Annotated in this window: 18 protein-coding genes; 11 read left to right on the top strand and 7 right to left on the bottom strand. The window is 67.3% G+C overall.

Translation table 11 applies throughout. The annotated features are described in order from the left end of the window. The first annotated feature begins 12 nt into the window (after positions 1-12). From NUW81_RS11525 to NUW81_RS11510, 4 genes are all read left to right on the top strand, one after another. Positions 13-351, top strand: a complete 339-nt coding sequence (locus tag NUW81_RS11525; protein WP_245113426.1) for a P-II family nitrogen regulator — start codon at positions 13-15, stop codon at positions 349-351. Positions 352-364: 13 nt separating this feature from the next. After that, positions 365-586 carry a helix-turn-helix domain-containing protein gene (locus NUW81_RS11520; RefSeq protein WP_245113425.1) on the top strand — a complete coding sequence of 74 codons (222 nt, stop codon included), beginning with the start codon at positions 365-367 and terminating at the stop codon, positions 584-586. A 141-nt stretch (positions 587-727) separates the two neighbouring features. Beyond that, a complete protein-coding gene (glnA, locus tag NUW81_RS11515; protein WP_245113423.1) occupies positions 728-2,137 on the top strand; it encodes a type I glutamate--ammonia ligase in 1,410 nt (469 codons plus the stop codon). Positions 2,138-2,286: 149 nt separating this feature from the next. Next, on the top strand, positions 2,287-3,261 hold the full coding sequence (locus NUW81_RS11510; protein WP_245113419.1) for a hypothetical protein: 975 nt from the start codon (positions 2,287-2,289) through the stop codon (positions 3,259-3,261). 27 nt (positions 3,262-3,288) lie between these two features. On the opposite strand, the gene NUW81_RS11505 is transcribed toward NUW81_RS11510, so the two are convergent. The 4 genes from NUW81_RS11505 to NUW81_RS11490 all read right to left on the bottom strand — a co-directional run bounded on the left by NUW81_RS11505 (position 3,289) and on the right by NUW81_RS11490 (position 10,541). Further along, positions 3,289-7,494, bottom strand: a complete 4,206-nt coding sequence (locus tag NUW81_RS11505; RefSeq protein WP_245113417.1) for a translocation/assembly module TamB domain-containing protein — start codon at positions 7,492-7,494, stop codon at positions 3,289-3,291. After that, positions 7,494-9,440 (bottom strand): autotransporter assembly complex protein TamA, encoded by a 1,947-nt coding sequence (locus NUW81_RS11500; protein ID WP_245113414.1) that lies wholly within the window; start codon positions 9,438-9,440, stop codon positions 7,494-7,496. The genes NUW81_RS11505 and NUW81_RS11500 overlap by 1 nt, the downstream gene beginning before the upstream one ends. Before the next feature lie 174 nt (positions 9,441-9,614). Continuing rightward, positions 9,615-9,824 carry a hypothetical protein gene (locus tag NUW81_RS11495; protein ID WP_245113412.1) on the bottom strand — a complete coding sequence of 70 codons (210 nt, stop codon included), beginning with the start codon at positions 9,822-9,824 and terminating at the stop codon, positions 9,615-9,617. Positions 9,825-9,896: 72 nt separating this feature from the next. Continuing rightward, positions 9,897-10,541 carry a S24 family peptidase gene (locus NUW81_RS11490; RefSeq protein ID WP_245113411.1) on the bottom strand — a complete coding sequence of 215 codons (645 nt, stop codon included), beginning with the start codon at positions 10,539-10,541 and terminating at the stop codon, positions 9,897-9,899. Positions 10,542-10,811: 270 nt separating this feature from the next. On the opposite strand from NUW81_RS11490, the gene NUW81_RS11485 reads away from it, so the two are divergent. Further along, positions 10,812-11,147 (top strand): hypothetical protein, encoded by a 336-nt coding sequence (locus tag NUW81_RS11485; protein ID WP_245113410.1) that lies wholly within the window; start codon positions 10,812-10,814, stop codon positions 11,145-11,147. 37 nt (positions 11,148-11,184) lie between these two features. On the opposite strand, the gene NUW81_RS11480 is transcribed toward NUW81_RS11485, so the two are convergent. Then, a complete protein-coding gene (locus tag NUW81_RS11480) occupies positions 11,185-11,754 on the bottom strand; it encodes a hypothetical protein (RefSeq protein WP_245113409.1) in 570 nt (189 codons plus the stop codon). Between the two features lie 79 nt (positions 11,755-11,833). Continuing rightward, the gene (locus tag NUW81_RS11475) at positions 11,834-12,370 is read right to left on the bottom strand and encodes a DJ-1/PfpI/YhbO family deglycase/protease (protein WP_245113408.1); all 537 of its coding nucleotides are present in this window, start codon (positions 12,368-12,370) and stop codon (positions 11,834-11,836) included. 72 nt (positions 12,371-12,442) lie between these two features. On the opposite strand from NUW81_RS11475, the gene NUW81_RS11470 reads away from it, so the two are divergent. From NUW81_RS11470 to NUW81_RS11445, 6 genes are all read left to right on the top strand, one after another. Further along, entirely contained in the window at positions 12,443-13,483 is a 1,041-nt protein-coding gene (locus NUW81_RS11470; RefSeq protein WP_245113406.1) for a DNA topoisomerase IB, read from the top strand. A gap of 39 nt (positions 13,484-13,522) precedes the next feature. Further along, positions 13,523-14,851: a mechanosensitive ion channel family protein gene (locus NUW81_RS11465; RefSeq protein ID WP_245113404.1), complete on the top strand. Its 1,329-nt coding sequence runs from the start codon at positions 13,523-13,525 to the stop codon at positions 14,849-14,851. A 65-nt stretch (positions 14,852-14,916) separates the two neighbouring features. Continuing rightward, positions 14,917-15,705, top strand: a complete 789-nt coding sequence (locus tag NUW81_RS11460; protein WP_245113402.1) for a TspO-related membrane protein — start codon at positions 14,917-14,919, stop codon at positions 15,703-15,705. A gap of 66 nt (positions 15,706-15,771) precedes the next feature. Then, the gene (locus NUW81_RS11455; RefSeq protein ID WP_245113401.1) at positions 15,772-16,227 is read left to right on the top strand and encodes a MaoC family dehydratase; all 456 of its coding nucleotides are present in this window, start codon (positions 15,772-15,774) and stop codon (positions 16,225-16,227) included. A 10-nt stretch (positions 16,228-16,237) separates the two neighbouring features. Continuing rightward, positions 16,238-17,419: an acetyl-CoA C-acyltransferase gene (locus tag NUW81_RS11450; protein WP_245113399.1), complete on the top strand. Its 1,182-nt coding sequence runs from the start codon at positions 16,238-16,240 to the stop codon at positions 17,417-17,419. A gap of 95 nt (positions 17,420-17,514) precedes the next feature. Next, on the top strand, positions 17,515-17,958 hold the full coding sequence (locus NUW81_RS11445; RefSeq protein ID WP_245113397.1) for a hypothetical protein: 444 nt from the start codon (positions 17,515-17,517) through the stop codon (positions 17,956-17,958). Positions 17,959-18,060: 102 nt separating this feature from the next. Here NUW81_RS11445 and NUW81_RS11440 read toward each other — a convergent pair whose 3' ends face one another. After that, positions 18,061-18,783 (bottom strand): head GIN domain-containing protein, encoded by a 723-nt coding sequence (locus NUW81_RS11440; protein WP_245113394.1) that lies wholly within the window; start codon positions 18,781-18,783, stop codon positions 18,061-18,063. Positions 18,784-18,835: the final 52 nt, after the last annotated feature.

The following is an 18,835-nucleotide window of genomic DNA, read 5'->3' as shown; positions in this document are numbered from 1 at the left end:
CGGGGGACCGACGTGAAAAAGATCGAGACCATCATCAAGCCCTTCAAGCTCGACGATGTGAAGGACGCACTCTCCGATGTCGGCGTGTCGGGCCTCACCGTCACCGAAGTGAAGGGCTTCGGCCGCCAGAAGGGCCATACCGAGCTCTATCGCGGCGCCGAATATGTCGTCGACTTCCTGCCCAAGCTGAAGGTGGAGGTCGTCGTCACCGACGACCAGCTCGACCGCGTCATCGAGGCGATCGAGAATGCCGCGCGCACCGGCCGCATCGGCGATGGCAAGATTTTCGTGTCCAACATCGAACAGGCGGTCCGCATCCGCACCGGCGACCGCGACGCCGACGCGCTCTAGGATCGCGCCTCCCGTGTCCACCACCGAGCGCGACCCCCGCCTCTCCTCCATGCCGCCCGAGGAGCTGCGCCGCATCATGCGCGCATTGGGCTATCGCACCCAGTCCGACCTCGCCAACGCCATCGGCGTCTCGCGCTCCTCGGTCAGCCTCTGGCTCGACGGCAAGGTGGGCGTCCCGCGCCCCGTCGCCATGCTCCTGCGCATGCTCCACGGTGCCCAGCGCCGCGCCTATTAGGCCGCTTCTTCGCTCCTGTTGAATTGTTCACCGCACGGCTGATCGCGCTTGTCGGAACCTGCTCCCCTGCCCGATCATAAGGGCCAGTGACCGGGCGGGTACGACTCGCCCCCATCGTGCATCCAACGGAGACATCCTGACATGAGCAGCGCCAAGGACATCCTCGCTCGCATCGAGGACGAAGAAATCGATTATGTGGAGCTCCGCTTCACCGACCCCAAGGGCAAGTGGCAGCACCTCTCGATGGTCGCCTCGGCGCTCGACGAGGACCAGCTCGAGGACGGCTTCATGTTCGACGGCAGCTCGATCCAGGGCTGGAAGGCGATCAACGAAAGCGACATGATCCTCAAGCCCGACTTCGATGCGGTCTATGTCGATCCCTTCATGGCCACCTCGACGCTGGTCATCTTCTGCAACATCGTCGATCCGGGTTCGGGCGAACTCTACGCCCGCGATCCGCGCTCGACCGCCACGCGCGCCGAAAACTATCTCAAGTCGACCGGTATCGGCGACACGCTCTACGTCGGCCCCGAAGCCGAATTCTTCATGTTCGACGACGTGCGCTTCCATGACGGCTATGCCGGCAACGGCTACCAGCTCGACGACGTCGAACTGCCGACCAACTCGGCCACCGAATACGAGCAGGGCAACATGGCCCACCGTCCGCGCGAAAAGGGCGGCTACTTCCCCGTCGCGCCGGTCGACAGCGCCTCGGACATCCGCTCGGAAATGGTCTCGACCATGCTCGAGATGGGCCTGCCCTGCGACAAGCATCACCATGAAGTCGCGCCCGCGCAGCACGAGCTCGGCCTGACCTACGGCCATCTCGTCGAAACTGCCGACCGCATGCAGCTCTACAAATATGTCGTGCACATGGTCGCCCACGCCTACGGCAAGTCGGCCACTTTCATGCCCAAGCCCATCGCCAAGGACAACGGTTCGGGCATGCACGTGCACATGTCGATCTGGAAGGACGGCAAGCCGCTGTTCGCGGGCGACGGCTATGCCGGCCTCTCGGAAACCGCGCTCTTCTTCATCGGCGGTGTCATCAAGCACGCCCGCGCGCTCAACGCTTTCACCAACCCGACGACCAACAGCTACAAGCGACTCGTGCCGGGCTTCGAAGCCCCCGTGCTGCTGGCCTATTCGTCGCGCAACCGCTCGGCCTCGTGCCGCATCCCCTACGGGACCGGCGAGAAGTCGAAGCGCGTCGAGTTCCGCTTCCCCGATGCGATGGCCAACCCCTATCTCGCCTATGCGGCGCTGATGATGGCCGGCCTCGACGGTATCGAGAACCGCATCCATCCGGGCGAGGCGATGGACAAGAACCTCTACGACCTGCCGCCCGCAGAACTCGTCGACGTTCCCACCGTCTGCGGCTCGCTTCGCGAAGCGCTCATCGCGCTCGACCAGGACCGCGCCTTCCTGACCAAGGGCGACGTGTTCACCGACGACCAGATCGATGCCTATATGGATCTCAAGTGGGACGAGGTCATGCGCTGGGAAACCACGCCCTCGGCGGTCGAATTCGACATGTATTACAGCGCCTGAGCCAGCCGCTCTTCGCTGCAAAGGGATCGGGGTCCGCGCCAGTCGCGGGCCCCTTTTCTTTCCCGTTAAACGTCGCCTGTTAACCAGTGGTCATAAGAGGCCCGTAACTAATTTCGATTAACCCTGCCGGGCACATTGGAGAGAGTGTGATGGCAGAAGAAGTCCCGATGAAGCACTTCCGCGACCGGCTCCGGCTCGCGCCCGTGGGCAGCGAGGCCGATACGCCGCTGCTGCGCCCGAACCACGCCAAGCGCCACACCACGCGGGAGGACGACCTCCTCTCCATCTCCATCCCGCGCCACGAGACGCGCTGGAAGAACATGCGCGAGGACGAGCGCCATCGCCTCAAGTCCGAACAGGCCATCGTTACCACGACCGACGGCATCCGCCATGTCGTCGATCTCATCAACCTGTCGGGCGGCGGCGCGATGGTGGCCTTCGACTATATTCCCGAGCATCTCGAGCCGCTGCTGCTCGACCTTGGCGACGGCGGCGAGATCGAGGCCGCGGTGCGCTGGGTCAAGGAGGGGCGCATCGGCATGCAGTTCGCCAGCGAGACGCAGATCGGCTGCGATGCCGCGACCCGCGACAACCTCCTCCTTGAGACCATCCGCAAGAGCTTTCCGACCGCCAATATCGACGGCATGACCTACACTCCCTCGCCCTTCCAGCAGAAGGATGGCGAGGAGGGCGAGACCGAGCGCATGCCCCGCGCGGCTCGGCGCCACCCGCTGATCTGGTCGGGCCATGTCCATTACGACCATGACACCCATCCCGTGCGCCTGCGCAACATCTCGGAAAGCGGTGCGCTGATCGAGAGCCGCACCGTTTTCCCGCGCGGCGTCGGCCTCCTCCTCGACCTCGATGCGGCGGGCACCATCTTCGCCCATGTCAGCTGGTCGCGCGGCGGCCAGGCGGGCCTGTGCTTCGAAGAACCCTTCAACGTCACCAAGCTGGCCGAGAGCAAGCCGCAGCTCGCCTCGGGCTGGGAGAGCCCCGCCTATCTCAAGAAGCATGACGAGCGCGCCCGCCGCGACGACCAGGACAGCCCCTGGGCCAGTCACTGGAACGCCCCCAGCGTCGAGGCGCTGCGCGAAGAGCTCGAAGGCTATATGAAATATTGAGGCCGGGGGGAGCGCGGCTCCCCTCGCCTAATAATCCTTGCTGAAGCGCGCGTTGGCGCCGGCCCGTCCGGTGCTGTCGATCGCCGCCAGCAAGGCCAGCCAGCGGGTGATCTGGAACTCGGCCTGCGTCGCCGTATAGCCCTGCCCGTCGGTGATCACTTCGACATAGAGGCGGCGGGTGATGTACTTGCCCGCGCCGATCGCGGTCTGCTGCCCCGTCGTCACGTCGGCCGGCAGGATGCGGAGGCGATCGAGCCCGATGGCCGAGCGCACCGCGTTGATCGGGTCGAGCCCGCCCCCGCCGCCGCCCTGCAGGCTGGCGACCGCCGCGCCGAGCTGGACCAGTTCGGCCGCCGACAGGTTGGCCGCCGAGGTGCCGAACAGGAGACGCGACAGGATCTCGTCCTGGTCGGCCACGCCCGCGCTCGAGAACTGGATGCTCGGGTTGAGCGCATTGCCGGTGACGCGAACCTCGGCGTCCATCCCCGCGCCATCGGCCACCGCGACGACCTCGATGGTCGGGTTGGGCGGATATTGGCCGGTGAAGTCGAGATCGCCGCGCTCGACGCGGAAGCGCCGTCCCGCGAAGCTGTACTCGCCCGACTGCAGGTCGGCCGAGCCGCGGATGCGCGGTTCGAGCACGCTGCCGCCGATATTGACGTCGGTGGTCCAGCGCGAATCCAGCCCCAGCCCCTTCACGATCAGCGGTCCGCCCGCGACATCGACGTCGAGCCGCCACGGCGCGATCCGCTCGACCTCGATGATCTCGTCGGGATCGGTCCCGCGTTCGATAACCTCGAGGCTCGGCACCGCCGCGACGCGGCCCGCCTGCCCGAGCTGGAAGCGGCCCTCGTCTAGCGTCAGGTCGCCGGTGATGATGCCGCCATTGCCGGTGTCCGAGCGCACCCGCATCGGCCCCGAGACCGCCGCGCCGATATCGTCCCGGTTGAGGAGCCAGGCCTGGCTGGCGCGGATGCCGACGTCGATCCCCACCCCGCCCGGCAGGAAGACGAAGTCGCCCGTCCCCGTCACGCTGCCGCCCTCGCGCGTCTGCCCGCTCATCTGGTCGATGATCAGGCGCGACCCGCGGAACCGGCCATAGACGTCCATGTCGGTAATCTCGGTGCCGGTGACGGGGCTCTCGAGCTTGGCACCGGTCAGGCGCAGCGCCCCCGTGACACGCGGACGCAGGAGCGAGCCGCGCGCATCGAGCGCGACGCTCAATGGCCCTGTCAGGTCGAACAGCTCGATATTGGACAGGCGCCACAGCGTGCCTGCGGGCCCGTCGAAACGGAATTGCGCCAGCATCGGCGCGCGCTGGATGGCGCTGAACAGCGAGCCCTCGGGCAGCGGCGAGAAGCCGAGCTGGGCGCGGCCGATGCTCTCGCCCTCGCTCTCCATGACGATGCGCGCGCCCGCGACATCGCCCGAGACCTTGGCGTTGATCGCCATGTCGATCGGTCGCGAGGCGAGTAGCAGGCCAGCGCGTGACAGGTTGCGCACCTGCATGCTGGCGGCGCCATTGCGCGTGGCGGGATCGTAACTCGCCGTGCCGCTCAGCGTGCCCGACAGCCCGAGCTCGGGTACGAACAGGTCGACGAGGCGCAGCGGCATGCCGGTCAGCGCGACATCGATCGGCCCGCCATCGGTCAGCCCCGACACGCGCGCGCGGCCCGTGCCGTAGCGCAGGTCGACATCGCCCAGCACCCACTGGCCGTCGATCATCTCGAAGCGTGCCGGCTGGACCAGCGCGAGGCGGCGCCCGTCGAGGCTGCCCGAGCCCGACAGGATAATCGACTGGCCGGGATCCTGGATGACCTCCATGTCGATCTGCGCCGCCAGCTCGAAACTGAAGTCCGAGCGCCCGCGCCCGACGAGGGAGGCATTGATATTGCCCTTGCCATTCTCGAGCCGTCCCTCGCCTGTCACCGTCTCGAAATCGAGGCCGGCGATGGTGGCGCGATTGAGCGCGAAGTCGAAATCGGAGCTCAGCCCCGCCTCGGTCAGGAGGATGACGCCATCGAGCGTGCCCGAGCGCGCGGCGATGGCGGGCGGGCCTGGGAAGGCGGCATTGTCGAAGGCAAGGTCCATCCCGATCCGCTGCGCCGACACGCCCTCGGGCGTGCCCTCGGGAACCGAGAAGGACAGCGTGCCCTCGATCTCGCCGCCCGACAAAGCGAGGTCGCCCGCAAAGCCGCCGGGCACGATATCGAGGCGGCCCGAGCCCGAGGAGCCCGCGACCGTGAGGTCGGCGACGTCGATCGCCGCCTGCCCGTCATCGGCAGGCAGGAGGATGTCGCCCTCGCTGGTGAACGGCCCGAAGCGGCTCATCCCCTCGGCGTCATAGGCAAAGCCCGCCGCATTGGGATCGAGGTTGACCGTGACATCCGCGAGGCCGAGCGCGGCATTGGGGCTCTCGAGGAAGAGGCTGACGCTGGGGCGGCTGATCACACCATCGACCGTGACCGACAGCGGGCCATAGCCCTCGTGCACGCCCTCGCCCTCGAAATAGAAGGTGCCGTCGTTGCGGCGCATGCCCGAGCCCGACAGCTCGAGCAGCGGCGAGCTGAGCGTCGTGTCGGCAAAGCGGATGACCCCGTCGGCACCGCGCGCGAGCCGCGTCTCGATCACCGGATTGCCGCCGAGCAGCCCTTCGAAGAAGCTGTTGTCGAGGCGCGTCACCCGCGCCGTCGCGCGCCCGTCGAGCTGGAGCCCGCCGCCCCCCGGGCGCAGCGCCAGCTCGGTATCGACATCGACGAGGCCGAGGCCCGGGATGAGATACTGGCTGAGCGTCGCATCGAGATCGAAGTCGATCGCGCCCGTATCGAAATCCATGTCGAGATTGCCGGTGCCGCTGGTCTTGTCGGTGCGGAACCGCAATCCCTCGCTGCGCAGCCCGTCCTCGCTGATCACCAGCATCGTCTGGAGCCGCAGCCGCCTCAATATCTGCTCGAATTCGAGGCCGAGGCCGACCACGCGGCCCGCACTGGCGGTGAGCGGCACGCGCCGCGGTGCGGGCGACCAGCGCCCGCTACCCTCGGCGGCGAGGTCATAGAGGGTGATCGCATCGACCTTCAGCTCGGGGCTGGTCAGGCGATAGTCGTAGTCGAAAGTGGAGAAGGCGCCGTCGAGGCTGGCGACCAGCCGCAGCCGCGCCCCGCCGAGCTGTTCGAACAGCGCTTCGGGACGGCGCAGGTCGACGCCAAGGTCGAGCCCCTCGAACCGGCTGTCGGTAAGGTGCACCCCGCCATCGGCGACCAGCCGGACCGCCTCCGACGTCAGCATCGCCTCGCCGTCGACGAGCCCGTCCTCGAAGGTGAAGCGGCTGTCGACCGCCACCCCGCCCTCGACCAGATTGGCGAGCGTGCCCTCGACCATCCCGCTCGGATCGAAGCGGCCGTCCACCTCATAAGTCCCGTCGGTGAGGCGGACCGCAAGATCGATCGCGTCGACCTCGCCGATCTGTCCGCGCGCCTGCCCTTCCCAGTTGGTCCACGTCCCCTTGCCGGCGATCCTGAGCGCGATCGCTTCCTCGAGACCGGCCAGTTCGGGGATGAGCCCGTCGGCGGGAGCATCCACCGCAAGCGACAGTTCGAAACGGTCGTTGTCGGGTTCGGCATCCATGTTGAGCGCGACCGTGTCGCCGCCCTCCAGCTCGGCATCGAGCCGCACCAGCGCGCGGCCCGACCGGATGGTGACCTCGCCGGACGCGCTGCCCTGCCGCGCAGTGCCGCTGACCTCTTCGGCGACGACCAGCTGCTCGATGGCGAAATCGCCGATATGGATGTCGAAGTCGGGCAGGATCGGCTTGTCGGGATCGGGGTCGACGGGGCACAGTGCGGGCAGCCGCTCGAGCGTCACACGCTCGGCGTGGAGCCGGTCGATGTGGAGGCTGTTGTAGAGCCATGCGAGCGGCGCCCAGTCCACCTCCGCCGAGGAAATGGTGATGAAGCCGCCTTCCGGATCGCGCAACTCCACGTTGCGCAACACCATGTCGTCATAGATCGACCCCTCGATCCGCCCGATGTGAATCTCGAGGCAATCCTCGCGCTCCATCGCGGCGATGCGGTCGGCGATGAAGCGGTGACCGATGGCGCTGTCGAGCACGAGCAGCCCGATCGCCGCCAGCCCGACAAGGATGAGCAGCAGCGTCAGCAATTCCTTGCCGAAGCGCCGTGCCGCGCGGCGCGGCAGGCTGCGCTTCTTGGCGCCCCCCGTTTCCGCCTCCGCCATCAGAAGGCCTGCCCCAGCCCGACGACCACCGCGATGCGGCTATCGCCTTCCTGCGGGTTCAAGGGCGTGCCGACGTCGAGGCGGATCGGCCCGAAATTGCTGTGGTAGCGAACGCCGATACCGGTGCCGAACTGCCAGTCGCGCTTGCCGGGCCAGGCATCGGCGCTGACCCGTCCGCCATCGAAGAAGGGCACGACCGCGAACGGCCCCCAGACGCGCACGCGCGCCTCCAAGGCGAATTCGCTGACCGAGCGCCCGCCGAGCGGATCGCCGAAGGCATCGCGCGGCCCGAGCGCCTGGTAGCCATAGCCGCGCACCGAGCCGCCGCCGCCCGCATACCAGCGCCGCGTCGGCGCGACCGCATCGCGGGTGGTGCCGGTGATCGTCCCGAAGCGCGCCTTGGCGGCGCCCACCACCTTCTCGCCGAAGGGGTGGTAATAGGTGCCCTCGATGGCGGCGCGCTGGTAGAAGTCGCCGCCCTCGTTCAAGTTGAATTCGGGGCTGAAGAAACCGCCGACGGTCCAGCCGTCGGTAGGGTCGAGCAGGTCGTTCGACTGGTCGATCTTGGCCGTCAGCGGCAGCGCGCCGATATAGAAGGCGCGGCGCCGCTCGAGCGCCAGCTCCTCGTCGACGTCGAGCTCGCTCGAGGCGATGAGCTCGACGCCCACCCCCCAGGTGAATTCCTTCTGCCACAGGAAGTCGGAGACGCGCTCGATACGCGCCGAGACCTGCGCGAGATCCGCCTCATAGGCATCGCGGCGGATGGTGCTGGCAAGCGCCTGGAAAGACAGTTGCTGGTCGCGGCGCAGCCAGTTGGAGCGTATGAGCGTGACCGCGGCGAGCTGCTCCTGCGTCCCCAGCACCCCGTCGAGCGTCAGCGCGCCCTCGGGGTTCCAGAAATTGCGATGCTGCCACTGCCCCTCGAGGCGGAAGCCCTCGCCGGTGCCGTAACCGACCTCGCCCGAGATGGTGCGCATCTTGGCGGGCTGGAGCGCGACCGCGATATCGACCACGCTGCCGTCGGCATTGGGCTCGGGCTCGATGACGACCGACGAGACGAGCCCCGTCGAGATGAGCGCGCGGCGCAGGTCGACGATCTCGGCCTGGTCATAGACCTCGCCCGGCTCGAACCGCGCCAGCCGCGCGACATGCCTGGCAGGGAACGGGGGCTCGCCCTCCATGAGAATCTCGCCATAGACCGCGATCGGCCCCGGGCTGACCGGTTGGACCAGCGTGGCGGTGGCACTGTCATAATCGACGATCACCTGCCGCTCGCCCAGTTCCGCCTGCGGATAGCCGTTCCTCCCCAGCTGCTCGGTCAGCTTGGCGGTGCCGGTGATGACCTCGGCGGCGAGCACGGGGTCGCCCTCTTCCACCCCATAGGCCTCGCGCAATTCGGGCTCGGCCACGCCGGTGGCCTCGAGACCCGGCAACAGGACCTCGGTAAAGATGAATTGCTCGCCCGGTTCGACAATGAAGCGGACGAGCAGTTCCTCGACCTGCGGGACATATTCGAGATCGATCTCGGCGGCGTAGTAACCGCGCGATTCAAGCAACTGCTCGAGCAGCAGCACGTCGGTCTTGGCGCGGCGGTCGATCTGGGCGGCATTGTCGGCCTCGCCGTCCCCCGCCTCGAGCACCGACAGCGCATCGAAATCGTCCTCGATGGCATCAGCCGACGCCTCGGGCAGCCCGACCAGCTCCCACGCATAATCGCGGTGATCGCCCTCGAACAATTGCATCTCGCCCACCTCGACCTCTTCGCCATCGATCAGGTCGGCGAGCGGTTCGAACAGCGGGTCTTCTTCCTCGCCGGTCACTTCGGGCCAAGGGAGGTCGAGCCCCGGCAGGGGATCGAGCGGCGCCTCGACATCGACATCGAGCGGGGCAGGCTGGGGAGTTTCAGGCTGCGCGGGGTCGCCGGACACAGGGGTGGGTTCGGGCACGGCTTGTTGTGCCCAGGCGGGCGACAAGCCCGTCCCGCACATCAGGAGGGCTGCTACGCCGCGACCCGCGATCCCTTTCATGGGGCGGAGCCTAACCGCGATTCGCCCGCATTCCCAGCAATTTCGTTACAGTCCCGATCCGGCCATCGCGGGAGGGCCGTCGGGGGCGCTTTCCTAGTGGACCGTGCCCTCGACCTCGCGGGTCTCGAGATGGCCGACCAGCCGCTCGATCTGGCGCCAGTGGCAGAAGCGCAGGACATTGTCGCTGGCCCGTGCCGCGTTGGCGCGGGCACGCGCTTCCTCGCCCGCACGCGGGCCGAAATGATCGAGGAGGAGGGTGGCGTCCGCGAACATGTCGCGGTCGGCAATGAACAGCGGGACCATGTGGCAAGGCCTTAAAGCGAAATGGTGAATGTTCCGGCCAAGGAACAAGGTTAACGCCGCGCTTTTCCGCAGCTACCCCAACCGCCGCGCGGTCCACAGCACCCGCCCGACGAGGTCGATCTCCTCGAGCGCACAGCCCGGGAAATCGATATAGGCGGGATTGTCCGACTGGATCGTCACGCTGCGCCCCATCGGGTGGAGCGCGAGCCGCTTGACCATCAGCGCATCTTCCTTCCGGAGGACATAGATGCCGTCACGCAGCCGCTCGGCGCCGTCGGACCGGTCGATCAATATCTCGTCGCCTGCCGCCAGCGTCGGCGCCATCGAATCGCCCTCGACCTTGATGACCGCCAAATCCTCGGGCCGTGCGGCGGTGAGGTCGCGCAGCCAGCCGCGGTCGAAGCCGAAATGCGCCCCGCCGGCGCGCTCCTCGTTCAGCGACCCTGCCCCCGCTGCAGCGCGGATCGGCAGCCGCGGGACGCGCACCAGCGTGCCCGTACCGCCCGCATGACGCGGCGGCGCGCCGAGCTCGGATTCGTCCACATCGAAGAAGGCGGCGATGGCCGCGCGGTCGCGCTCGGCCAGGTCGCGCGGGGTGCCGCGGCGCAGATATTGCTGGATGTAGGCGGGGTTGCGCCCGACCAGCCGCGACAGGGTGGCATAGTCCACCCGCTGCGTCCGACAGAGTTCCTCCAGCCTTGCACGCGGATCGTTCATGGTCCGCCCTACATACAGATAGGCTTTTTCCTAGACAAGTAGGAAACGGATTGGAACAACAGCCCGGTGCCGAGTCGCGAGCGAGATATGGGGTAACACCGTGCATCTACTTCGAGACGTTGAACAATATTTGAGGGCGAGCAATGTGGCGGCGGCGCGATTCGGGCGGGACGTGGTTGGGGATCCACGCTTCGTTTTCGACCTGCGCCGCGGGCGCGAGCCGCGGCCGCGCACCATCGCGCGGGTCCGCGACTATATGGAGCAGGCGCGATGATGCGTCCGCCGCTGTCGAGCGCGGCCACCAGCCTGCTGCGCGCCGTGATCAACCGCACGGGCCTGCCACGCGATAGGATTTTGCTAAGGGAATTCCGCTCAGTCGATTGGCATTCGCTCACCTACCAGGGCGAGCGGCACTGCATCTCGCTACGCCTGCCACCACCGCACGCTGCCGAAACGGCCCGCGCGCTGACCGACGGGCTCGAGGATGCCGAGTTCGAGATCGGGGGCCATCTCGTCGCCGACATCGCGCTCGCCTGCCCGCCGATCCACGGCGAGGACGGGTCGATCGGGATCGAGATCGAGGCGCTGACGCTGGCCGAGGCATGATGGCCCGCCCGCCGTGGCGAGCGCGGCCCGCGCTTCCTCAGGCGCTGCGGCGCTGATCGGCGGCGTCACATTCGTCCGCGGCCACCGCGACATTGATCTGGCGGCGGCGCTGCGGGCTCTTCTGCATCAGCGGCGATGCCGGGACTTCCTCGAGGGTGGCGGCGGCAGCGGGCGCACTGGCGGGACGCGGCGCCATCACCGGTGCCGGCGCTGGCGCCGGCGGGACATCGGCAACGGCGACCCGAACGGGGGCCGGCTGCGGCGCTGCTGCGGCCGGTTGCGGTGCCGCTTCCGCAGCAGTGGCGGCAGCAGCGGCCTGTTCGAACGCCGCGGCGGGCGCCTCGCCGTCGCGGCGGGTAACGCGTACCGCGCCCAGCAGCCCCGCCTCGTAACGCGTCGGCTCCTTGGGTTCGAGGAAGCGCAGCAGGAAATAGGCACCCACGCTCGCGCCGATTCCGGCAATGACGCCGGCAACGCCGACCGGCGCAGTCGACAACGGGCCGAGGACCGCGGTGAGGACGATGGGCACGCAATAGCCGATGCACAGCCCGAAGAAGGCAGCGATGGCGAGGTCGGCGACGGAACGCAGGCGAAGAATCTCAAACATGCGGGCGCTTTAACCGGACAAAGGTGAATTGTCTCTTACGCTTTTGCCCGGCCGTAAAATTTTTCGCCTGCCCAAGGGCTTAACCGGCGACCGCCTCGGCAATGGCCTCGCAAAAGGCGGGGACGTCGTCGGGATTGCGGCTCGTGATGAGGTGCCCGTCGACACAGGCAGCCTTGTCGACGAGCTTGCCGCCCGCGTTGCGCAGGTCGGTGCGGATCGAGGGCCAGCTCGTCACCGTCCGCCCCTTCACCACGTCGGCCTCGACCAGCAGCCACGGTCCATGACAGATGGCGGCGAGCGGCTTTTCCGCCTCGTCGAACGCCTTGATGAGCTTGATCGCCTCCTCGTTGGTGCGCAGCTGGTCGGGGTTGATCACCCCGCCGGGCAGCACCAGCGCATCATAATCCTCGACCTTCGCTTCCTCGATCAGCATGTCGGGCTGGACCCAGATGGTCGGCTCGTCCTTCACCCGCCCGCGGAAGGGATTGCGGTCGGGCGAGGCGATGCTGATCTCGGCGCCTGCCGCCCCGAGCCGGTCGCGCGGCCCCGTCAGTTCGAGCTCCTCGAAGCCCTCGGTTGCCATGATCAGCACCTTCTTGCCCGATAGATCCTGCATTTTTCACTCCTGCCTGTTTGGAACCGCGAACGCTGCGGCGCGCTTGTCGTTTCCGTTAGTGAAGGATGAAGCGTGCGCCAACTGCGGCATTCCAGCGACGAGGAACCGGGCTATGCGCGCATCCGACGCGGCAAGGGGTGGAGCTATCATCGCCCCGACGGCACGCGGATCAAGGATTTGCGCACCATCGAGCGGCTCAACACCCTCGCCGTGCCACCCGCCTATCGCGACGTCTGGTACTGCCGCGACGCCAATGGCCATGTCCAGGCCACCGGCTATGACGAGAAGGGGCGCAAGCAATATCGCTATCATGACGGTTTCCGCGCGCTCGCCGAAGCCGAGAAATTCGCCCGCCTCGAACTGTTCGGCCGCCGCCTGCCGCGCATCCGCAAGCGCGTCGAGAAAGCACTGCGCAAGCGCAAGCTTGGCCGCGAGACGGTCATCGCTGCCATCGTCCGCCTGATCGACGAGAACCATTTGCGCGTCGGCAACCGCCAATATGCGCGCTCGAACAAGAGCTATGGCGCCACCACGCTCACCGCGGGCCATGTCGAGAAATTGAAGACCCGCCTCAAGCTCAGCTACCGCGCCAAGCATGGCGTCGAGCGCGACATCACCATCACCGACCCCGCCCTCGTGCGCATCGTCGGCGAATGTCACGAGCTGCCGGGCCAGCACCTGTTCCAATATGTCGGCGAGGACGGCAGGCCGCGGCAGGTGGATTCGAACGACGTCAACGACTTCCTTCGCACCACTGCCCGTGCCGACATCACCGCCAAGCATTTCCGCACCTGGGGCGCGAGCGCGATGGCGATGGAGGAGCTGGTGACAGCGATGACCGAGGACAAGCCGCCCACCCTCAAGCGCATCGTCGAACCCGTCGCCGAAGCGCTCGCCAACACCCCCGCCGTCACGCGATCCTCCTACATCCACCCCGCCATCCTCGAGGCGGTGAAGGAGCATCCCGGGGACCCCTTGCGCGGGATCCGCCGTCCGCGCCGCGCCCGCCGCCGTATGAGTCGCGAGGAGACGCTGCTCCTTGCGTTTCTCGAGGCACAGGGCCCGCCGCCCGGCTGGCAGCGCCGCCTCGCGCGCCGCTTCCTGCGCCGCTGAGGTTGCAACTCGGCGCCACCATCTCCACACAAGGGCGCAATGACCCAGACTACCGACAACCCCATCGATCGCGCCGCCGACCTCATCAGCGAGGACCAGGCCGTCCTCGACGAAACCGTCCAGAGCCTCGAGGAGCCCGTACTCTCGACCATCGACTGGCTCGGCACCTATTGGGAGGAGCTGCTGATCGGCAGCGCGGTCGCGCTCGGCCTTGCCGGCCTTCTCCTCATCCTGCGCTCGATCGGGCGGCGCTACCGCAGGTCGACCAAGGACCGCACCAGCTGGAAGGGCATCATCGCGGGCGTCCTCGCCAAGACCACCCTCACCTTCATGCTGGTCACCAGTTTCTACATCGTCGTCAGCCACACCGAGATCCCGAGCAACCTCGAGCGGATCTTCGAGATCGCCTTTATCGTCTCGGCCACGCTGCAGGGCGCGATCTGGGCGCGCGAGCTGATCATCGGCGTCATCAAGTCCAAGGCCGCGACCGAGGAGGACGACCCCGACAGCACCCTTGGCAATGCGCTCAACATCATCCGCGTGCTGGTCAATGTCGCGGTCTTCGCCATCGCCGTCATCGTCATCCTCGACAACCTCGGGGTCGATGTCACCACGCTGGTCGCCGGTCTCGGTATCGGCGGTATCGCCATCGGTCTTGCCGCGCAGGGCATCTTCTCGGATCTCTTCGCCGCACTCGCCATCGTCTTCGACCGGCCGTTCCGCCGCGGCGACACGATCAACTATGGCGGCGCCGCCGGCACCTTCGGCACGGTCGAGAAGATCGGCCTCAAGACCACCCGCCTGCGCGCGCCCTCGGGCGAGCTGGTCGTGATCGGCAACACGCAGCTGCTCGAGCAGGAAGTGAAGAATATCGCGCTGGCCGAGCGCCGCCGCGTCGAAATCCCCTTCGGCGTCATCTACCAGACCCCGCCCGAGCTGCTTGCCCGCATGAAGGCGCTCGTGGAGAGCACCATCGCCGACCATGAGGACATCCAGCCGGTGCGAACCATCTGCACGGGCTTCGGGGCCTCCTCGATCGACTTCCTCTTCATCTACGACCACTACACCGACGATTACGAGGAAGTGGTCGGCACCAAGAGCCTTGTGCTCATCGCCATCACGCGCCTGTTCGCCGAGCAGGGCATCGAATTCGCCTATCCGACCCAGACCACCTTCACCTCGGCGCCCGACGGCACGATGATCATGCCCTATCCGGAGGCCGGTTTCCGCCTGATCGAAGAAGAAGCGCCCCAGCGCGGTTCCACGCCGCTGCCGCCGATCACCAGCGTGAAGAAGGCGCCCGGCAGCGGGTCTAGCGGCGAAGCGCCGGGGGCGAGCGACACGGGTGGCGGCGGCGAGGAAGGCTGAAGCGCGGCGGCGCGGCCCCCGCGGATGACGCCGGAACCTCGCGACGCGGCCCGCATTGGCCTTGCATGACGTCTCACAGCACCGCCAGCGCAGCGGATTATGCGCGCCAGTCCGCCGTCCTGACCCTCGCCATCTTCTACCCGCTCTCCAATGCCCTGCCCAACGTCCTCGGCTACGGGCGCCAGGTCGGTGACCAGAGTGCGGCGGGCCCCGAACTGCTCGTCCCCTACGAGCTTGCCTTCTCGATCTGGGGCCCGATCTTTCTCGCAACGCTTGTCGCGGCGGTCATCCAGGCCCTGCCCTCGCGGCGCACCATGGCAATCCATCGCCGCACCGGCTGGTGGTGGGCGGCGGCAATGGCGCTGTCCTGCGCCTGGTCGATCGCCGAGAGCTTTTCCCCGCTCGCGCTGCGCGGCTGGCTCACCGCCTTGATCTTCACCCCTTATGTCATCGCCATCTGCGTCGCGATGCGCCGCTTCAGCCTGGAAGCACGCGGCCGCGACCTCGCCGAACGCTTCTGCAGCGCCGCCGTCGCCCTCTACGCGGGCTGGACCTCGCTCGCCGTCTTCATCAACTGGGATCGCATCTTCACCGAGGAACTGGGCCTCTTGACCCCGACGACCAATGCCATCGCGCTGCTTGCAGCGGCCGCGGGCTGGATTTGCTGGAACCTCCACAGGGCCAAGGGCAACGCCTTTTACGCCTTCCCGACCATCTGGGGCCTCGGCCTGCTCGCCTACGACCGGCTCGCGACCGACGACCGCTCGCAACTCATTGCCGGTGCCGCCATTATCGGTATCGCGCTGATCCTTATCGCCCATCTTGGTGCGCGCCGGCACCACCGGGCCAATTGATTGCTCAACAAAACCCACTTGTCTTGACGTTTACGTTAAGGTAGCCCTCCAGCCCAAGGAGAGCCCATGCCCGTTGCCACCCTCGATGACATCCGCGCCGCCATCGGCAGCGAGATCGGCACGTCCGACTGGATCGAGGTGGGCCAGCAGCGCATCACCGACTTCGCCGAGGCGACCGAGGACCGGCAGTTCATCCACACCGATCCCGAGTTGGCCAGGCAGACCCCGTTCGGCGGTACCATCGCGCACGGCTTCCTCAGCCTGTCGCTCCTGTCCCGCATGGGCGCCGACGTCATGCTCGTGCCCGCCACCACGAAGATGGCGGTCAATTACGGCCTCGAGCGTGTGCGCTTCCTCAAGCCCGTCGCGGCAGGGAAAAAAGTGCGCGGCCGGTTCGTTCTTACCGACATGACCGAAAAGGCGCCCGGCCAGCTCCTCATGCATTACAACGTCACCGTCGAGATCGATGGTGAAGACAAGCCCGCCCTCATCGCCGACTGGCTCGGCCTCATCATCACCTAGGAGAGAAACAATGTCCCGCGATGCCGTCATCGTCTCGACCGCGCGTACCCCCATCGGCCGTGCCTACAAGGGCGCGTTCAACATGACCCACGGCGCCACCCTCGGCAGCTACAGCCTCGCCCCCGCCATCGAGCGGGCGAAGATCGAGGCGGGCGAGATCGAGGATGTCGTCTGGGGCGCGGTCCTCACGCAGGGCACCCAGTTCGGCAACATCGGCCGCCAGGTCGCGCTGCGCGCCGGCTGCCCCGTCTCGGTCTCGGGCATGACCATCGACCGCCAGTGCTCCTCGGGCCTGATGGCGATCGCCACCGCCGCCAAGCAGGTCATCACCGACAACATGGCTATCGTCGCCGCGGGCGGCCAGGACTCGATCTCGATGGTCCAGACCCCCGAGATGCGCGTCGCGATGGACCCCGAGCTCGTCAAGATGCACCCCGCGACCTACATGCCCATGCTCCAGACCGCCGAGACGGTCGCCCAGCGCTACGGCATTTCGCGCGACGCGATGGACGAATATGCCCTCCAGTCGCAGCAGCGCACCGCCGCCGCGCAGGAAGCCGGCAAGTTCGACGACGAGATCGTCGCCGTCACCACCACCATGGGCGTGAAGGACAAGGAAACCGGCAAGATCTCGACGCAGGAAGTCACCATCGAGAAGGACGAGGGCAACCGCCCCGGCACCACGCTCGAAGGCCTGCAGTCGCTCCAGCCCGTCATGGGCCCCGGCACCTCGATCACCGCGGGCAATGCCTCGCAGCTCTCGGACGGCTCGTCGGCCTGCATCATCATGGAAGCCGGTGAAGCCGCCAAGCGCGGTCTTGCACCGCTGGGCCGTTATGTCGGCATGGCGGTCGCGGGCACCGAGCCCGACGAAATGGGCATCGGCCCCGTCTACGCCATCCCCAAGCTCCTCGAGCAGACCGGCGTGAAGATGGACGAGATCGGCCTGTGGGAACTCAACGAGGCCTTTGCCGTCCAGGTCCTCTACTGCCGCGACAAGCTCGGCATCGACAATGACATCCTCAACGTCAACGGCGGCTCGATCTCGATCGGCCACCCCTATGGCATGACCGGCGCGCGCTGCACCGGCCACGCCCTCATCGAAGGCAAGCGCCGCGGCGCCAAATATGTCGTCGTCACCATGTGCGTCGGCGGCGGCATGGGCGCGGCGGGACTTTTCGAGGTCCTCTAGTCCTCGCAACCAGCCACGAGACAGAGGGGTCGGGTGCAGATCGCATCCGGCCCCTTTCTCTTGCCAGCCTTGCGCCGAGCCGGCAGCATCATCCCATGCTCCGCTCCATCCCCTTCCAGCGCCGCATCTTCGCGCTGCTCGTCGTGATCGTCTCCCTCGCGGACTATTTCGAGCATATCCTGCGCCCCGACGGCGAATTCATGGCCATCTGGCTGAGCTGGGCCGGCTTCACCGCGGCGTCGACACTGAGCGTCCTCGCCATCTTCCTCGGCCTGTCGGCGCTCCTCGATCGCGGCCCGCTGCCCGGCTGGGTCAACGGGTCGCTCGGTTTTGCCACCGCGATCATGGCCCATGTCACCGTCACCGGGCCACTCTGGGGTCGGATCTTTTCCAGCCCGGGGCAGCTCATGTTCGACGCCCCGCTCATGCCGGCGATGGTCGCGGGCGCGGCCTATGGCATGAGCCACCTCTTCATCACCTACACGCACTGGTTCTGGCGCACGCACCTCAGCGCGGACGCCTCGCTCGACGGGCACTAACGAAAAAGGGAGAGCGGGCCTCGCCGCCCACTCTCCCTCCTCTCCACGTCGGCTCGGCAGCGCGCGGCCCGCGACAGGTCGCTCGTTCCCGCACCAACCTCGTCAGTGGGCGCCGTGGATGTCGCCCGTGCCGGTGACCGTGGCACCGATGATGCGCGGGTTGCCGTCGATATGGACGTCGCCCGAGCCATAGACCGCGGCCTTCACCTCGCGCGGGGCGCCGGTCCGGATATCGCCCGAGCCCGCCACCTCGACGTCAAGCCGCCCGATGCGCGCACCGCGCAGGTCGATGTCGCCCGAGCCATGCACCTGCGCATCGACCTTCTCGACGCGGCCCGCGAGCATGATGTCACCCGACCCGTTGATCTCGAGGTCGAGCGCCTCGCCCTGCCAGCCGGTGACGTCGATGTCGCCCGACCCGTTGATGGTCGCCGCATCGAGCGAGGGCAGCGTCAGCATCGCCTTCACGCCGATACGGGTGCGATAGCTGCCCTTGCTGGTCACGTAGAGCGTGTCGCCCTCGATGCGGGTCTTGATCATGTCGATGATATTGTCGTCCGTCTCGACCGTCAGCGAGGGCGCACCCTGCTTGAGGTCGAGATCGCTCGCATCCTCGATGACGATGCGGCGCACCGCCGCGCTCACGGGGCGCGCCTGGCGGACGCGGTTGCCCGAGCCGATGACCATCTCGCCGCCATTATAGACCGAGGACTGGACGCCCGTCGTCATTTCGGCCGCCTTCGCAGAACCCGGCTGGAACATGAGCATCGTTCCGCCTAGCACGACCGCGCTGGCCATTCCGGCCTTCAACCAATTCGTCAGCATCACCTGTCTCCCTCTTTGTGACTACAGATGTAGTCGATAAGGGGGCAGGCGT

This window comes from Sphingomicrobium aestuariivivum, from assembly GCF_024721585.1.
In the GTDB taxonomy this organism is placed as follows: Bacteria; Pseudomonadota; Alphaproteobacteria; order Sphingomonadales; family Sphingomonadaceae; genus Sphingomicrobium; species Sphingomicrobium aestuariivivum.
Note: the sequence above shows the minus strand (reverse complement) of the source record. Positions and strands in the feature narration are given on the sequence as shown.

Excerpts from the sequence above, each read along its gene's own strand:
- NUW81_RS11445 (WP_245113397.1), top strand. The coding sequence starts at position 17,515 with ATGCTCCGCTCCATCCCCTTCCAGCGCCGCATCTTCGCGCTGCTCGTC.
- NUW81_RS11455 (WP_245113401.1), top strand. The coding sequence starts at position 15,772 with ATGCCCGTTGCCACCCTCGATGACATCCGCGCCGCCATCGGCAGCGAG.
- NUW81_RS11490 (WP_245113411.1), bottom strand. The coding sequence starts at position 10,541 with ATGAACGATCCGCGTGCAAGGCTGGAGGAACTCTGTCGGACGCAGCGG.
- NUW81_RS11485 (WP_245113410.1), top strand. The coding sequence starts at position 10,812 with ATGATGCGTCCGCCGCTGTCGAGCGCGGCCACCAGCCTGCTGCGCGCC.
- NUW81_RS11460 (WP_245113402.1), top strand. The coding sequence starts at position 14,917 with ATGACGTCTCACAGCACCGCCAGCGCAGCGGATTATGCGCGCCAGTCC.
- glnA (WP_245113423.1), top strand. The coding sequence starts at position 728 with ATGAGCAGCGCCAAGGACATCCTCGCTCGCATCGAGGACGAAGAAATC.
- NUW81_RS11440 (WP_245113394.1), bottom strand. The coding sequence starts at position 18,783 with ATGCTGACGAATTGGTTGAAGGCCGGAATGGCCAGCGCGGTCGTGCTA.
- NUW81_RS11495 (WP_245113412.1), bottom strand. The coding sequence starts at position 9,824 with ATGGTCCCGCTGTTCATTGCCGACCGCGACATGTTCGCGGACGCCACC.
- NUW81_RS11475 (WP_245113408.1), bottom strand. The coding sequence starts at position 12,370 with ATGCAGGATCTATCGGGCAAGAAGGTGCTGATCATGGCAACCGAGGGC.
- NUW81_RS11510 (WP_245113419.1), top strand. The coding sequence starts at position 2,287 with ATGGCAGAAGAAGTCCCGATGAAGCACTTCCGCGACCGGCTCCGGCTC.
- NUW81_RS11505 (WP_245113417.1), bottom strand. The coding sequence starts at position 7,494 with ATGGCGGAGGCGGAAACGGGGGGCGCCAAGAAGCGCAGCCTGCCGCGC.
- NUW81_RS11465 (WP_245113404.1), top strand. The coding sequence starts at position 13,523 with ATGACCCAGACTACCGACAACCCCATCGATCGCGCCGCCGACCTCATC.
- NUW81_RS11480 (WP_245113409.1), bottom strand. The coding sequence starts at position 11,754 with ATGTTTGAGATTCTTCGCCTGCGTTCCGTCGCCGACCTCGCCATCGCT.
- NUW81_RS11450 (WP_245113399.1), top strand. The coding sequence starts at position 16,238 with ATGTCCCGCGATGCCGTCATCGTCTCGACCGCGCGTACCCCCATCGGC.